This window comes from Negativicutes bacterium (assembly GCA_018052945.1).
In the GTDB taxonomy this organism is placed as follows: domain Bacteria; phylum Bacillota; class Negativicutes; order JAGPMH01; family JAGPMH01; genus JAGPMH01.
This window is the reverse complement of record JAGPMH010000010.1, coordinates 1-15,776: the sequence shown is the minus strand read 5'-3', so window position 1 is coordinate 15,776 and position 15,776 is coordinate 1. Positions and strand designations below refer to the sequence as shown.

Below are 15,776 nucleotides of genomic sequence, written 5' to 3'. Positions count from 1 at the left end.
GCTACTTGTTTATAAAATAATAATATGAAGGTGGACTCAAATGGAAAGTATAACTATAAAATGTCCAATTACTATTAAAGCAAAAGTAACAGAAAATCTTAAAAAACAATTAACAAATGAATTACAAGATAACCTTAAAAAAACTGACTTAGAATTACAACAAATTGATTTTCATGCTAAACGTGTTATGGCAGAACAAGCTAAACAAGATGCTCAAGGGCTAGTGGCGATTCGTCAACAAGTTGAGATGGAAAAACAAAAAAGATTAGATCTGAAAAATCATTTATTAGAAAAACTAAAAGAAACATCAGACTTAGAAATTGGGTCGGAAATTGTTCAAGGAACATTTGAACGTATTGTGGAATTAAAAGTAGGGGATGAATTGCCTCAAATTATGAATTCTGAAGTTTTACTGGAAGACGGTAAAATTCTGGCGTTTAGGAATTAGTATGAAAAAAGTTGTTATAGGTAAGATATCAGCCCCGCACGGCGTGCGGGGTGAAGTTAGAATTGTGCCGTTAACTGATTTTCCGGAACGATTTGAAAATTTAAAAACTGTTTTTCTAGAAGATGATTCAAAAATGGAACTGGAATCTGTAAAATTTAGTAATAAATTTATTATAGCTAAATTTAAAAATATTAATAGCAGAAATGATATTGAAATTTTTAACGGGAAATTATTAATGCTCAATCGCAGTGATATACCATCATTGCCTGAAGGTGAATATTATAACTTTGATATAATTGGTTTAGAAGTTATTGATGATAAAGGTTCTAAATTAGGTAAGATTACTGAAGTTTTAAAGACTGGTAGCAATGATGTTTATGTTGTTGAGGGCAAGAAACAAATACTGGTGCCTGCACTAAAAAAAGTAGTAAAAGAAATAAACCTTGTGGATGGCTTCATGAAAGTTGAGTTATTAGAGGAATTAGATTAATGAAAATCAATATAATAACGATTTTTCCTGATATGTTTACAGCACCATTTAATCATAGCATTATGAAAAGAGCTCAAGAAAAAAAACTTTTAACGATTGAAACTGTTAATCCAAGGGATTTTGCACAAGATAAGCATCAAATGGTCGATGACTATCCGTTTGGTGGTGGAGCTGGGATGGTTTTAAAACCTGAACCAATGTTTGCAGCTGTTGAGAGTCTTAAAACATCAGGAAAAAAAAGAGTGCTTTTAATGTGTCCTAGTGGTCAACCGTTTACTCAAGAAAAAGCGAAGGAATTAGCACAATATGATGAACTGATTTTTCTTTGTGGCCATTATGAAGGCTTTGATGCTAGAATAACCGATAATCTGGTAGATGAAGCGATTTCAATTGGTGACTATGTTTTAACCGGGGGCGAGATACCGGCAATGGTTGTTATTGACGCTGTAGCTCGAATGCTAAATGGTGTTTTAGGTTCAGGAGAATCGGCTATTGGCGATTCTTTTTATAATGGATTATTAGAATATCCACAATATACTAGACCACGCGAGTTTAGAGGAATGTCAGTGCCGGAAATACTACTATCAGGTGATCATGCTAAAATAAAAAAATGGCGACATAACGAAAGTCTGAAAAAGACCTTCTTAAATCGACCAGATTTATTGGAAAAAACCACTTTAAGTGCTGATGACAAAAAATATCTAGCAACGCTTAAACATAGGAGTGAATAATTTGTCCAATGTCTATATAGGATTAGTACATTATCCTATTTATAATAAAAACAATGAAATTGTTACTACCGCCGTTACTAATTTTGATATTCACGATATTGCCAGAACGGCACGGACGTATAATATTAGCAATTACTATATTATTCATCCGCATGCTATTCAACAAGATCTAGTTGGTAAAGTTTTGGAATATTGGCAAGAAGGTTTTGGCAGTACTTATAATGTTGATCGCAAAGAAGCATTTAGTATTGTCAATTTAAAAGATTCGATTGAAGATTGTATTGAGGAAATAACGATCCAAGAAGGTGAACGACCAATCGTTGTTACGACTGATGCAAGGGTTTTTCCTAATACCATTTCATACAATAATTTACGTGATAAAATATCAAATGATAATAGACCTTGCTTAGTCTTGTTTGGTACTGGATGGGGGATAAAAAATGAGGTTATGGAAAACTTTGATTATATTTTAGAACCTATTTATGGACCTGGTGACTATAACCATTTACCGGTGCGTTCGGCAGTGGCGATTATTTTAGACCGATTGTTAGGCGAAACTTGGTGGAAAAAATAATAAAATATTGTTGTAATACTTAATTTTAAGTGTTATAATATTTAAGTGCATGTGGACGGTCCTCTGCGATTATTCGCTATGAACGTCTAATATAAGGAGGAATTATAATGAATATTATTCAAGCTTTAGAACAAGAACAATTACGTAGTGATATCCCTGAATTTAGACCTGGAGATACTGTACGTGTTCATGTAAAAGTAGTAGAGGGTTCTCGTGAGCGTATTCAGGCTTTTGAAGGCGTAGTAATCACTCGTCAAAGCGGTGGAGTTCGTGAAACTTTCACAGTTAGACGTGTATCTTATGGTGTTGGCGTAGAACGTACATTCCCTGTACATTCCCCAAGACTTGATAAAATTGAAGTAGTTCGTAAAGGTATTGTACGTCGTGCAAAACTTTACTATTTACGTAATCTTACTGGTAAAGCTGCTCGTATTAAAGAAAGACGTTAGTAGAAAAAGTAGGGACTGTATTTCTGGTGCAGTCCCTATTACTTATTTTAGGAGGTACTATTATGAGTAATGAATCAATATTTGAAGAAATAAAAGATTGGGTTATTGCTATTACCATAGCAGTTGTTTTAGCATTTTTCATAAGATATTTCATTGTGGAATTATATAAAGTATCCGGACCTTCTATGCAACCAACATTAATGGGTGATGAAAGACTGGTCGTTAATAAGTTTATTTATCGTTTTAAAGAGCCGGCCAAAGGTGAAGTTTTAATTTTCCAATCACCGGCAGATCCGCAAAAAGATTATATCAAAAGAGTTATCGCAACTCCTGGTGATACTATTGAAATTAAAGATGGTAAAGTTTTTGTTAATAATCAATTACAAAAAGAAGAGTACCTTTCTCGCGAAACTAGAGGCTCTTATGAATTAGCAACAGTTCCGGCGGGACACCTTTTTGTAATGGGTGATAATCGTAATAATTCAGATGACAGTCGCTCAAAGTCAGTCGGCTTTGTGCCGTACAAACTAATAAAAGGAAAAGCAATGGTTGTCTTTTGGCCTTTTAATGAGTTGAAAACTTTATAATAAAAAAATGCTAACTCAAAATTAGAGTTAGCATTTTTTTATTATAGTATCTGTTTTGCTACGAATTTGTTCTTAATATTCTGCATAATAAATAATCCTTTACAACTTGCTTCTAATAAATTATTAAAAATTAGTTCAGGTACTGCTAAATAATAATAAAGTGATCCATTAGTAAAATAAATTGCTAAAATTTCATCTTGATAGCCGACCGCATTGACATAAGTTGATTCAATAGGAGTCATTTTCATTAGCAATCACCTCTTTCTAGTGTATAAATACTACATTTAGGTCGAAAGTCCTTCATTTGTAAAATATAAAGACTTTTAACAAATGATATTAATTGCAGGATATCATGATTTAATCCAGAATTTATAAAGTAATTATATCCTTTAATGAACGGGGATTTTATGATGAATAAAAAATCTAAATGGTTTAAATCAATCCGCACTAGATTTATTGGAATCATGGCGGTTATGTTAATTTTAACGACTGGAATGGTTTATCTTATTTTACATACTGTAATGCAAGATAAAATTAATATACTCGAAGATAAATATATTATAGAAAATGTTGAAAGAACAAAAAAGGAAATATTCAAGGAAATTGAAGTGCTTGATACTATCGTAATGGATTGGGCTGTTTGGGATAATAGCTATCAATTTATGATAGACAAAAATCCAGAATATATTAAAGCAAATTTATCAGAAGATACCTTAAATAACTTAAAAATAAATATAATGTTATTCATTGACAATAAGGGTAATTTGGTACATGGCGAAGGTTATGATTTACAAAAAAAAGAAAGTGTTCCTATCGATGAAGCTTTACTAAAGTATATAAAAGATCATAGTTTATTACAAAATAATGATGTCAAATATCGTAAATCTGGTATTGTAACTTTAAACGGAAAAGATTTGATATTATTATCAATTTGTCCAATTTTAACTAGTGCTGGTGAAGGTCCGATTAATGGCTATATTGTGTTAGGAGCAAATTTTACTGAAAAAAAGATTGCTGATATCGGAGAAGAATTAAGCTCAGAAATTAAGCTGACTTTTTTAAAAGATTTTGAATATGATCAAAAAATTTTTGATTTAAAAGATGATAAAATTCAAATTGATGCGGTTAGTGATCAAAAAATAATCGGGCGAGCTTTTTTAGATGATATAGATGGTAAACACTTATTATTGCTTAGCATCGAGAAAAACCGCGATATTAATAATATTGGGGAGGCGGGGATAAAAGCAACGTTGTGGCTGTTGTTAGGATTGTTTTTTCTCTTTGCTATTATCATCACGGTTATCTTAGACCGAGGAATTTTATTACGCTTTCAAGAATTAAGTAATGATATTAGGAAAATTGGTGAAGGCAAAGATTTAAGTGTAAGGTTAAAAAGACAAAATATTGATGATGAGTTAACCGACGTTTCTAATGAAATAAATGGGATGCTAGGAGCTTTGGAACGGTCACAACTATTTTTAAGTAAAAGTGAAAGTGCCCTTAAAAAATCCATTGAAAAATTACAAGATGAAGTTTTAGAGCATCAAAAAACTCAAGAACAAATAAAATATATTGCTTACCATGATACTTTAACAGGACTGCCTAATCGTAATTTATTAAATGAATTACTAGTGCACTCGATAACTTTGGCAGAACGAAATAATAAGTGTATGGCTGTTTTGTTTTTAGATATTGATGGGTTTAAAATGATTAATGACAGTAAAGGCCATGGGATGGGCGATCAGATTTTACAAGAAGTAGCAGAAAGATTGCTGAAAACTTTAAGGAAATCTGATGTTATTGCCAGACATGGTGGTGATGAATTTATTGTTATCATTGAAGAGTTAGATAATTGTTCAGGGGTAGAACTTATTGCCAATAAAATCGTTAATTGTTTCCAAGAACCATTTCATTTGGAAAACCAAGATTATTTTTTGACAACAAGTGTTGGTGTTGCTGTCTATCCGGCTGATGGACAAACTCCTGATATGCTAATTAAAAATGCGGATATTGCTATGTATAAAGCGAAAGAAAACGGAAAAAACCAATACTTATTTTGCACACCGGTAATGAAAGATGTTGCGAATGAGACGATGGAATTAAGTACTAACTTATATCGAGCGATTGAAAAAAATGAACTTGAGCTTTATTACCAACCGCAACTTAGTTGTCATAATAATCAAATTATGGGCGTAGAAGCGTTAATAAGGTGGCGACATCCTGTAATGGGGTTAATATCACCAGCTAAGTTTATTCCGATTGCTGAAAAAACTGGCTTGATTTTACCGATTGGTGAATGGGTGTTAAGAACTGCATGTCAACAAAATAAAAAGTGGCAAGAACAAGGGCTACCGAAAATTCGGATGGGTGTTAATTTGTCGTTAAGACAATTCCATAATAATGATTTATTAAACTTAGTAGAAGCGGTGTTAAAGGAGACAAAGTTAGCACCACAATACTTGGAATTAGAGATTACTGAGACGATTGCCATGAAAGAAAAAAGCTATATTATAAATACTTTAAATGCATTTAGGCAAATTGGTGTTAGTATCGCTATTGATGATTTTGGGACAGAGTATTCCTCCCTGAGTTATTTGAAACACCTGCCGGTGGACCGACTCAAAGTTGCAATGCAATTTATTAGAGGGATAGGCATTGATCACAAAGATGAAGCTTTAGCAAAAGGAATTATAGTGCTAGCTAAGAGTATTGGGATGAATGTTATTGCCGAAGGTGTAGAAACAAAAGAACAATTAGAGTTTTTAAAAAATCATAATTGCGATGAAATTCAAGGCTATTATTTCTTTAAGCCTTTGGCTGAAGCTGAAATGACTAAATTATTAATAACATATAATAAATAACCGATATTCTGTAACAGCTATAAGTTAAGTTACAGGGTATTAAAGTATGAGGTGAAATCTTGCATATTTTAGATAAAAAATTTTTTGAACAAGAAGCTGTTGTCGTTGCTCAAGAATTATTAGGCTGTATTTTAACATATGAAACTAAGAGAGGGATTTTATCAGGGAAAATAGTAGAAACTGAAGCTTATGGCGGGATTGATGATAAGGCTTCACATGCAGCTAAGGGTGTGACAGCTCGTAATGCGGTGATGTTTGGTGAAGCAGGACTGGCTTATATATATTTGATTTATGGAATGTATAATTGTTTTAATATTGTAACTGGTAAGAATAATCAAGCCCAAGCTGTTTTGATAAGAGCGCTAGAACCAATGGAAGGAATTGAAATAATGCAGGAATATAGAAAACAAAGTAAGATTAAAATGCTTTGCAATGGTCCGGGTAAACTTTGTCAAGCTTTTGGAATAAACAGAGCATTAAATGGTATTTCCCTTTTAAAGCCACCAATTTATATAAAAAAAAGAACTGAAGAGTTTAAAAGTATAGATAAGTCTAAGCGGATTAATATTGATTATGCTGAAGAAGCGACTGAGTTTGAATGGCGTTTTTATATTGAAGGTAATAAATTTTTGTCAAAATGAAAATTTAGGATGTGAGTAGATGGATAAACTAAAAAAACTAATAACAATTATTAGTTTACTGGTCATAATAGTAGCAATATATCTATATAGTTCTACTAAAGTAGAACACCTATCTTTTAGTGGTATTATTGAAACAACTAAAGTAAATGTAAATGCTAAAACTTATGGTCAGCTAGCTAAACTAAAGGTTCAAGAAGGAGATAAACTTAATAAAAATCAAGTGATTGCAGTTTTAGAACGTAATGATATTATTGCACAAACACAGGCTCAAGAAGCATTGGTGAAAGTTGCTCAAGCAAATTTACAAGACTTAAAAAATGGCTTGAGACCGGAAGAAATAGCAGAGATAAAATGGCAATTAGCAGAAACTGAAGCTACTATGGGCAAAGCCAGCAACGATTTATTACGCTATCATGCACTGTATAATGAAAATGCAATACCAATTAGCGTACTAGAGCAGTATGAGAATAATTTTATCGTAGCACAAAACCAATATAAATCTATTCAAGAAAAATATAAGTTAGCCTTAGCCGGTGCTAGGGAGGAACAAATAAAGATAGCTTTAAACCAAGTTGAGCAAAATCAAGCTCAATTATTGAATGCAAAAGTAAAAGAAGATGAAACTTTAGTAAAATCACCGCTAGATGGTGTAGTGATTGATAAAAATTATAATAATGGTGAATATGTAACAACTGGAGCTCAAGTTTTAACTGTTGCTGATTTAAATGATTTATGGATTAGAATATATATTTCGACTAATGATATTGGTAAAATTTATTTAGGGCAAGTGGTTAAAATTAAAGTGGATGCTTTTCCTCAAGAAATTTTTCAAGGAGAAATCAAGGAAATTGCTGATGAAGCTGAATATACCCCGAAATTTGTGCAAACTAAAGATGAGCGAGCTAGTTTAGTATATGGTGTTAAGGTTCAAATTACTACAAGTAACCATAATTTAAAACCAGGGATGCCAGCGGATGTTGAGATTTAGGGGGACTAGTAATGGATTTTTCAATAAAAGTAGAGAATCTAACGAAACAATTTGGTGATCTAGTGGCTGTTGACAAAGTTAACTTAGCGATAAAACCGGGACAAATATGTGGTTTCTTAGGTCCAAATGGTGCTGGTAAATCTACAACCTTACGAATGTTATGTGGACTAATAACTCCGACTGCGGGGCAAGGCCAAATTTTAGGTCTTGATATTGTAACAGATGCTGAAGAAATTAAAAGCAAAATTGGTTATATGTCACAACGATTTAGTTTATATTTAGACCTAACGGTATTGGAAAATCTAAAATTTTATGCCGGAGTATATGGCTTAAATGAGGAAGCGGCGAAATTAAGAATAGATGAATTGTTAGAACAATTATTCTTAAGTGAAATAAAAGATTCTTTAGCCGGAACTTTATCGGGCGGAACGAAGCAAAGGTTAGCTTTGGGTTGTGCAATTTTACATGATCCGAAAGTTTTATTTTTAGATGAACCTACAGCGGGGGTTGATCCGGTAGCGCGGCGTAGTTTTTGGAATATTATTTATAGTTTATCAAGAAATGGTACAACGATTATGGTCAGTACACATTATATGGATGAAGCCGAACAAAGTGATGAATTAGTAGTAATTTATGGTGGAAAAATAATTGCTAATGGAAATTTAGCATATCTGCGTCAACATGCGTTAAAGGGTGAGTTACTGGAAATTAATAGCCCTGAGATGTTAAAAGTTATTAATTTACTGCACTCGAAAGAATATTATAACGGTGTTAATAAGATTGGTAATTATATTCATGCTAACTATATCGGTGTTGAAAGTGGTATTGCTGTTACAGCAAAGTTATTGAATGATAATAACATTTTTAATAGTGATATAAAGGTTGTTCAGCCGAGCTTAGAAGAAATCTTTGTTTCTTTAATTAGCAAAGAGCAGGTGATGAAATGATACCGTTACGGTTGAAAGCATTATTAAAAAAAGAATTTATTCAGATGCGAAGAGATAAGGGTACCTTGATTTTGATGTTGATTCTGCCTGTTATTCAATTGCTCATTTTTGGTTTTGCAATTAATCTTGATGTGAAAAATTTGCCGACAGCAATTTATGATAGTGACAAGACTCAAGAAAGTAGAGCATTAATTACTAAATTTCAAAATTCACAGTATTTTTCAATAAAATATAATGTTGATAGTGCGAAAGACGTTGCTACGTTAATTGATAAGGGAGAAGTGAAAGCGGCAATAGTTATTCCTCATGATTATGCTAGAAAAATATATCGCCATGAAAGCTCTGAAGTACAAGTTGTTTTGGATGCATCAGATCCGACTACTGCCTCGAGTGCGTTAAATGCCGCACAAGCTATTGGTAAGATGCTTTCAATTGGAATTATTCAAGGTCGTTTGGAAAGCAGTGGCAGTGCTGTTTCTTTTAAGGATGAACCAATTGATATTAAACCACGACCTTGGTATAACCCTAATCTAGTGACGAGTAATTTTATGGTGCCGGGATTATTAGGAATAATTTTAACTTTGACGATGGTGCTCGTAACTAGTATGGCATTAGTTAGAGAAAAAGAACGCGGTACTATTGAACAATTAATTGTGACACCGATAAAAACTTGGGAATTAATGCTCGGTAAGATCGTTCCTTATATTTTTATCGGCTACATTCAAATAACAGTAGCAATTATCATTGGCTATTTTATTTTTCATGTGCCGATTACTGGCAGTTTGTTGTTATTATATGCTCTAACCATTCCGTTCATGTTGGCGGCACTAGGGCTGGGGATGTTAATCTCAACTATTGCCAAAACTCAAGATCAAGCATTATTAATGTCTTTTGGGATTTTATTGCCGACAATTTTATTATCAGGTTTTATTTTCCCCCGTCATTCCATGCCACTGTTTTTTAATTTAATCGGCTACTTGATTCCGGCAACATACTATTTGGAAATTTTACGAGGTATAATAATGAAAGGGGTTGGCATTAGCTATTTATATCAACAAACGTTATTATTGATGCTATATGCAGTAGTTGTTATTATGTTAGGAATTCATCGTTTCAAGAAAAAATTATCATAAAAACTTTTTTGCTGTGACAAAATCATGTTATAATATAGGGTATGTATTTATCGGTGTAAGATAAATGCTTTATATAAAGTATTTAGATATAAATAATGGATGGTGAAAATATGAAAATTACATTAAAAGATGTTGAAAATGTAGCTTTATTATCACGTTTAGAATTTTCAGAAACAGAACTAGAACAATATACAGGGAATTTGAATGATTTCTTGGAATATGCAGACTTATTAACAAAGCTTGATACTGAAGGTATTAAACCAACGGCCCATGTTTTGCCAATTAAAAATGTCTTTCGTAAAGATGAATTACAACCGTCACTAGAGCGTAAATTAGCGTTATCTAATGCACCGGATCAGGAAGATGGTTATTTTAAAGTTCCAAAAATAATTGAAGGATAGGAGAATGAAATAGTGGATTTATTTAGAAAATCAGCACATGAATTACATGAACTATTAGTTAATAAAGAAATTTCTTCAATGGAATTAACACAAAGCGTTTTTAATCGAATTGATGAAGTCGAAGATAAAGTTCAGTCATATATTACCGAAACAAGAAACTTGGCGTTAAAACAAGCAGCGATTGTTGATGAAAAAATTTCTCGTGGTGAGAGTATTAGCGTATTAGCCGGTATTCCAGCTGGTATCAAAGACAATATTTGTACTAAGGGCATCACTACTACTTGTGCTTCCAAAATGTTAGATAATTTTATTCCGCCATATGATGCTACAGTAATGGAAAAACTACAAGCTGAAGATATTGTTATGCTAGGTAAACTTAATTTGGATGAGTTTGCGATGGGTGGATCTACCGAAAATTCGGCGTTTCATGTTACTCGTAATCCTTGGAATTTAGAATATGTACCGGGTGGATCAAGTGGTGGTTCTGCCGCCGCAGTGGCTGCAGGTAGTGCTATTTGGACATTAGGTTCAGATACTGGCGGATCTATTCGTCAACCGGCTTCTTACTGTGGTGTAGTTGGCTTAAAACCTACCTATGGGCGTGTTTCGCGTTTTGGCTTGGTAGCGTTTGCTTCATCTTTAGATCAAATTGGCCCGATAACTCGTGATGTTACGGATTGTGCGCATGTTATGAATGCAATTTGTGGTCATGATGCTAAAGATTCAACTTCTGTAAAGGCTGAAACAGAAAACTTTGCAGCTGCCTTGAAAAACGATGTTAAAGGTTTGAAAATTGGCTTACCGAAAGAATATTTTAACGGTTTAGATAAAGATGTGGAAGTGGTTATTCGTAATGCGGTTAAACAACTAGAAAGCCTAGGGGCTGAAGTTGTCGAAGTTTCTATGCCACATACCGAATATGCTGTTTCGGCATACTATTTATTAGCGCCGGCAGAAGCGAGTTCAAATTTAGCTCGATATGATGGTGTTAGCTTTGGTCATAGAACTGATGGTACTGATATTATTGATATGTACAAAAAAACACGTAGTAATGCGTTTGGTCCGGAAGTTAAACGTAGAATTATGTTAGGAACTTACGCTTTAAGTGCCGGTTATTATGATGCGTATTACTTAAAAGCCTTAAAAGTAAGAACATTAGTTAAACAAGATTTTGACAAGGCTTTTGATAAAGTAGATGTGTTAATTACGCCAACTGTTCCAACACCGGCTTTTAAAATTGGCGGAATGATTAGTGATCCGATTAAAATGTATTTGCAAGATGTATGTACAATTCCGATTAACTTAGCTGGCGTGCCGGCCATTTCCGTACCATGTGGCTTTAGTAATGAATTACCGGTAGGACTACAAATTATTGCTAAACCGCTTGATGAAGCAACACTTATTCGTACTGCTTATACTTTTGAACAAAACAATGAATATCATAAAAGTATTGCACCAGTAGGGGAGGCTAAATAATGAGTTATGAAGCAGTTATTGGGTTGGAGGTTCATAGTGAACTGAAAACTAACACTAAAATATTCTGCGGTTGCAGTACGACTTTTGGTGGAGAACAAAATACAAATGTTTGTCCGGTATGCTTAGGATTACCGGGAGTACTACCAGTTATCAATGAAAAAGTAGTAGAATTTGCAATTAAAGCTGGCTTGGCACTTAATTGCCAGATTAATGGTTTTAGTAAATTTGATCGCAAAAATTATTATTATCCTGATTTGCCGAAAAATTTCCAAACCTCGCAATATGATTTGCCAATTGCTGAAAATGGTTATTTGGACATTGAGGTTGATGGTAAAACCAAGCGTATTGGTATCACTAGAATTCATATGGAAGAAGATGCTGGTAAATTAGTGCATTCTGGCAATACTATTAACGACTCTGATGCTGCTTGTGTTGATTATAATCGAACTGGAGTGCCGTTAATTGAAATAGTTTCAGAACCTGATATGAGTTCGCCAGAAGAAGCTCGTGCTTATATGGAAAAAATCAAACAAATATTAGAATATATTGATGTATCACACTGTAAAATGGAAGAAGGAAATTTAAGAGCTGATGTCAATGTTTCATTGCGTAAAGTTGGCGAAACTAAATTAGGTATCAGAGCTGAAATGAAAAACCTTAATTCTTTTAAAATGATTCAAAGTGCCTTAGAATATGAAATTGAACGCCAAACAGAAATTCTTGATGATGGTGGGAAAGTAATTCAGGAAACTCGTACCTGGGATGAAGCTAAAGGAATAACAGTTTCAATGCGTAGCAAAGAGGCAGCACATGATTACCGTTATTTACCGGAGCCTGATTTAGTACCAATTGTCACTTCACCTGAAATGATTGAAGAAATTAGAAAACAATTACCGGAATTACCGGATTCTCGTAAAAAACGCTTGATGGAAGATTGCGGTTTATCAGAATATGATACTAATATTTTGATTTCTACAATTGAAATGGCAACTTATTTTGACGAAGTTATTAGTCATAAGGCTGATCCTAAACTGGCGGCAAATTGGATGATGGGTGATTTAGCGAAAAATCTTAATGCCGAAGGAATCGCTATTGCGAATTCACCAGTTAAGGCTGAAAAATTGGCAGGATTAATTGAACTGATTAATAAAGGCACTATTTCCAGTAAAATCGCAAAAACTGTTTTTGATGAAATGTGGAAAACAGGAGATGATGCAGCTAAAATTGTTCAAGACAAAGGTTTAGTGCAAATCACTGATACTAAAGAAATTGAAGCAATTGTTGATGCTGTTTTAGCCGCTAATCAAAAAGCGGTGGAAGACTATAAAGGTGGTAACGCAAAAGCGATTGGGGCATTAGTAGGGCAAGTTATGAAGCAAAGTAAAGGTAAAGCTAACCCTGCAATGGTTAATGAATTATTACAACAAAAATTACAATAAAATTTATAAAACAGCGTGCTACTGTGCGCTGTTTTAATTATTTTCATAATTATGGTAGTTTATTTATAAAAATATATGTATAATTAAAATAAAAACATTTTCAGAGACAAAGGAGATTAGATATTATGGCGAAATGGAATGAGCTATCGGCAGAGCAATTAAAGTACAATTGTAACATTAGTAGTTTTGATTTTGAAACGACAGAAAATCTTGAGCCAATAACCGATGTTGTAGGGCAAGAACGTGCCGTAAAAGCAGTCCAATTTGGACTATTCAACAAAAGTAACGGTTATAATATTTATATCTCTGGTTTGGTCGGGACTGGTAAGCGTACTTATGCCCAAAAAACAGTCAAATTAATTGCTAAAAAAGAAGCAGCACCAAGTGATTGGTGTTATGTTAATAATTTTGACAACCCAGCCCAGCCGTTATCAATAAAATTACCTTGCGGGACGGGGCAAAAATTTAAAACCGATATTCATGAACTTTTTTTAACATTAAAACATGGCGTGAAAAAATTATTTAACAGCGAAGATTATGAACAAGCTAAAAATAATTTATTGCGTACCATTAAAGAAAAAAAGAATGAAATAATTAACGAATTCAATGAGTATTCTGAAGAAAATCTAATTTTACCGCAATGGACGGCGAATGGCTTTGTGGGGATTCCGCTAAAAAATGATAAAGTAATGACACCGGAAGAATATCAACAATTACCGAAAGAAGATCGTGAAAGAATTGATATTGCCTTACGCGAAGTCCATGAAAAATCTAATGATATAATGCGTAAATTACAACGACTTGATCGCGATGGACGGGAAGAACTAAAAAAATTGGATCGTGAAGTCGGATTATATGCAGTTGGACATTTTATTGAAGAATTAAAAGAAAAATACTCTGCCTATAGTGATGTTATAAAATACTTAGAAGCTGTAAAACAAGATGTTTTAAAAAATATCAATGACTTTAAAGCGGCACCACCAGAAGAAGAAAATAATCCATTAGCGTTTTATAAAGCGTTTAGTAAAGATAATAATAAAAATAAATATGCTGTAAATTTATTAGTTGATAATAAAGATTGCGAAGGAGCACCGGTTGTTTATGAAATAAATCCGACTTATTATAATTTGATTGGTCGTGTTGAATATGAAAACCGTATGGGTGTAGTTTCCACTGAATATTCGATGATTAAGGCGGGCGCAATTCATCGGGCTAATGGCGGATATTTAATTTTAAATGCTAGAGATTTACTAACTAATTTTGGGGCGTGGGAAGCGTTAAAACGAGTTTTAAAAACAAAGAAAATTTTAATTGAAAATCTTGGCGAACAATATGGTGCGTTGGCAATGGCATCATTAAAACCACAAGAAATTGAAGTAGACATTAAGGTTATTTTAATTGGTAACCCTTATATCTATTATATGCTTTATAGCTATGATGAAGATTTTCGTAAATTATTTAAAATCTATGCTGATTTTGATAACAAAATGGAAAACAATGAAGTTAATATCAATAAATTAATTGGTTTTGTGACTTCTACTATACAGCGAAAAAACTTAAAACACTTTTCTGTTGATGCGGTGGCTAAAGTTATCGAATTTGCCAGTCGTCGTGCGGCCAGTCAAAACAAGTTAACTACGCAGTTTAATGAAATTGTGGAGTTGTTATGTGAAGCTGATGCTTGGGCAAGACTTGATAATGAAAATTTAGTTAATAAAAAATATATTGATAAAGCTATTAAAGAAAAACGCTATCGTAATAACAAGTATGAAGAATATTATCAAGAAATGTTTGTTGAAGGTAAAATCTTAATTGATACTTCCAGCCGAAAAGTTGGACAAGTAAATGGTTTGGCGGTTATTGGTGCCGGTCAATATAGTTTTGGTAAACCTTCACGCATAACAGCTAATACTTTTCTAGGCAAAAGCGGTATTATTAATATCGAGCGAGAAGCTGACATGAGTGGAAAAACTCATAATAAAGGAGTATTAATTCTCAGTGGTTATCTAGGTCAAAAATATGCACAAGAACGACCGTTATCAATCACTTCTAGCATTACCTTTGAACAGTCATATGGCGGTATTGATGGTGATAGTGCTTCCAGTACAGAACTTTATGCGATTATGTCCAGTATTGCAGATATTCCGTTAAAACAATATATTGCAGTAACGGGCTCGGTTAATCAAAAAGGTGAAATTCAACCGATTGGCGGAGTAACTGAAAAAGTAGAAGGATTCTTTGCTGTTTGTAAAGCTCAAGGTTTAACTGGAGAACAAGGGGTAATGATACCAAAACAAAATGTTAATGAATTATCATTAGATGAAGAAGTAATAACTGCAGTAGCTAAGGGGAAATTTCATATATATCCGGTAGCCACAATTGATGAAGGTATTGAGATATTAACGGATGTGGTGGCAGGAACACCAAATGCTAAAGGTAAGTATAAAAAAGGAACATTCCACGGTGCTATTGTCGATAAATTAGATAAATATAATGAAGCAATTATCCAGATGGCTAAAGAGGCCAAAGGGAAATTAAAAGATAAAGATCATAAAGAAATTAAAAAAACAAAAAAGACTGAACAGTAATTATCAGCAAGAAAGGCGTAAAT

General features: G+C 33.3%; 16 protein-coding genes. 15 read left to right on the top strand and 1 reads right to left on the bottom strand.

The window, feature by feature from the left end:
* The first annotated feature begins 40 nt into the window (after window positions 1–40).
* From KBI38_02695 to lepB, 6 genes are all read left to right on the top strand, one after another.
* Window positions 41–448: a YlqD family protein gene (locus tag KBI38_02695; GenBank protein MBP8628972.1), complete on the top strand. Its 408-nt coding sequence runs from the start codon at window positions 41–43 to the stop codon at window positions 446–448.
* Window positions 444–938, top strand: a complete 495-nt coding sequence (rimM, locus tag KBI38_02690; protein MBP8628971.1) for a 16S rRNA processing protein RimM — start codon at window positions 444–446, stop codon at window positions 936–938. Before KBI38_02695 ends, rimM begins: the two co-directional genes overlap by 5 nt.
* Window positions 938–1,669 carry a tRNA (guanosine(37)-N1)-methyltransferase TrmD gene (trmD, locus tag KBI38_02685; GenBank protein ID MBP8628970.1) on the top strand — a complete coding sequence of 244 codons (732 nt, stop codon included), beginning with the start codon at window positions 938–940 and terminating at the stop codon, window positions 1,667–1,669. The genes rimM and trmD overlap by 1 nt, the downstream gene beginning before the upstream one ends.
* 1 nt (window position 1,670) lies before the next feature.
* Complete coding sequence (locus tag KBI38_02680; protein ID MBP8628969.1) at window positions 1,671–2,243, top strand: RNA methyltransferase; 573 nt, start codon at window positions 1,671–1,673, stop codon at window positions 2,241–2,243.
* 107 nt (window positions 2,244–2,350) lie between these two features.
* Window positions 2,351–2,692 (top strand): 50S ribosomal protein L19, encoded by a 342-nt coding sequence (gene rplS / locus KBI38_02675; protein ID MBP8628968.1) that lies wholly within the window; start codon window positions 2,351–2,353, stop codon window positions 2,690–2,692.
* Window positions 2,693–2,754: 62 nt separating this feature from the next.
* Entirely contained in the window at window positions 2,755–3,279 is a 525-nt protein-coding gene (gene lepB / locus KBI38_02670; protein ID MBP8628967.1) for a signal peptidase I, read from the top strand.
* Window positions 3,280–3,320: 41 nt separating this feature from the next.
* On the opposite strand, the gene KBI38_02665 is transcribed toward lepB, so the two are convergent.
* On the bottom strand, window positions 3,321–3,527 hold the full coding sequence (locus KBI38_02665) for a KTSC domain-containing protein (GenBank protein MBP8628966.1): 207 nt from the start codon (window positions 3,525–3,527) through the stop codon (window positions 3,321–3,323).
* A gap of 159 nt (window positions 3,528–3,686) precedes the next feature.
* On the opposite strand from KBI38_02665, the gene KBI38_02660 reads away from it, so the two are divergent.
* The 9 genes from KBI38_02660 (at window position 3,687) to KBI38_02620 (ending at window position 15,753) form a co-directional block, all read left to right on the top strand.
* Window positions 3,687–6,140 (top strand): EAL domain-containing protein, encoded by a 2,454-nt coding sequence (locus tag KBI38_02660; protein MBP8628965.1) that lies wholly within the window; start codon window positions 3,687–3,689, stop codon window positions 6,138–6,140.
* A gap of 59 nt (window positions 6,141–6,199) precedes the next feature.
* Entirely contained in the window at window positions 6,200–6,781 is a 582-nt protein-coding gene (locus KBI38_02655) for a DNA-3-methyladenine glycosylase (protein MBP8628964.1), read from the top strand.
* Window positions 6,782–6,800: 19 nt separating this feature from the next.
* The gene (locus tag KBI38_02650; protein MBP8628963.1) at window positions 6,801–7,769 is read left to right on the top strand and encodes an efflux RND transporter periplasmic adaptor subunit; all 969 of its coding nucleotides are present in this window, start codon (window positions 6,801–6,803) and stop codon (window positions 7,767–7,769) included.
* An 11-nt stretch (window positions 7,770–7,780) separates the two neighbouring features.
* Window positions 7,781–8,716, top strand: coding sequence for an ABC transporter ATP-binding protein (locus KBI38_02645; protein MBP8628962.1), 936 nt, complete (start codon window positions 7,781–7,783; stop codon window positions 8,714–8,716).
* Entirely contained in the window at window positions 8,713–9,849 is a 1,137-nt protein-coding gene (locus KBI38_02640) for an ABC transporter permease (protein ID MBP8628961.1), read from the top strand. The genes KBI38_02645 and KBI38_02640 overlap by 4 nt, the downstream gene beginning before the upstream one ends.
* Window positions 9,850–9,959: 110 nt before the next feature.
* Window positions 9,960–10,250 carry an Asp-tRNA(Asn)/Glu-tRNA(Gln) amidotransferase subunit GatC gene (gatC, locus tag KBI38_02635; GenBank protein ID MBP8628960.1) on the top strand — a complete coding sequence of 97 codons (291 nt, stop codon included), beginning with the start codon at window positions 9,960–9,962 and terminating at the stop codon, window positions 10,248–10,250.
* Between the two features lie 12 nt (window positions 10,251–10,262).
* Complete coding sequence (gatA, locus tag KBI38_02630) at window positions 10,263–11,726, top strand: Asp-tRNA(Asn)/Glu-tRNA(Gln) amidotransferase subunit GatA (protein ID MBP8628959.1); 1,464 nt, start codon at window positions 10,263–10,265, stop codon at window positions 11,724–11,726.
* Window positions 11,726–13,165, top strand: a complete 1,440-nt coding sequence (gene gatB, locus KBI38_02625; protein ID MBP8628958.1) for an Asp-tRNA(Asn)/Glu-tRNA(Gln) amidotransferase subunit GatB — start codon at window positions 11,726–11,728, stop codon at window positions 13,163–13,165. The genes gatA and gatB overlap by 1 nt, the downstream gene beginning before the upstream one ends.
* Window positions 13,166–13,290: 125 nt before the next feature.
* Complete coding sequence (locus KBI38_02620; protein ID MBP8628957.1) at window positions 13,291–15,753, top strand: AAA family ATPase; 2,463 nt, start codon at window positions 13,291–13,293, stop codon at window positions 15,751–15,753.
* Window positions 15,754–15,776 lie beyond the last annotated feature (23 nt).

Excerpts from the sequence above, each read along its gene's own strand:
- KBI38_02695 (MBP8628972.1), top strand. The coding sequence starts at position 41 with ATGGAAAGTATAACTATAAAATGTCCAATTACTATTAAAGCAAAAGTA.
- trmD (MBP8628970.1), top strand. The coding sequence starts at position 938 with ATGAAAATCAATATAATAACGATTTTTCCTGATATGTTTACAGCACCA.
- rplS (MBP8628968.1), top strand. The coding sequence starts at position 2,351 with ATGAATATTATTCAAGCTTTAGAACAAGAACAATTACGTAGTGATATC.
- lepB (MBP8628967.1), top strand. The coding sequence starts at position 2,755 with ATGAGTAATGAATCAATATTTGAAGAAATAAAAGATTGGGTTATTGCT.
- KBI38_02665 (MBP8628966.1), bottom strand. The coding sequence starts at position 3,527 with ATGAAAATGACTCCTATTGAATCAACTTATGTCAATGCGGTCGGCTAT.
- KBI38_02660 (MBP8628965.1), top strand. The coding sequence starts at position 3,687 with ATGATGAATAAAAAATCTAAATGGTTTAAATCAATCCGCACTAGATTT.
- KBI38_02650 (MBP8628963.1), top strand. The coding sequence starts at position 6,801 with ATGGATAAACTAAAAAAACTAATAACAATTATTAGTTTACTGGTCATA.
- KBI38_02645 (MBP8628962.1), top strand. The coding sequence starts at position 7,781 with ATGGATTTTTCAATAAAAGTAGAGAATCTAACGAAACAATTTGGTGAT.
- KBI38_02640 (MBP8628961.1), top strand. The coding sequence starts at position 8,713 with ATGATACCGTTACGGTTGAAAGCATTATTAAAAAAAGAATTTATTCAG.
- gatC (MBP8628960.1), top strand. The coding sequence starts at position 9,960 with ATGAAAATTACATTAAAAGATGTTGAAAATGTAGCTTTATTATCACGT.
- gatB (MBP8628958.1), top strand. The coding sequence starts at position 11,726 with ATGAGTTATGAAGCAGTTATTGGGTTGGAGGTTCATAGTGAACTGAAA.
- KBI38_02620 (MBP8628957.1), top strand. The coding sequence starts at position 13,291 with ATGGCGAAATGGAATGAGCTATCGGCAGAGCAATTAAAGTACAATTGT.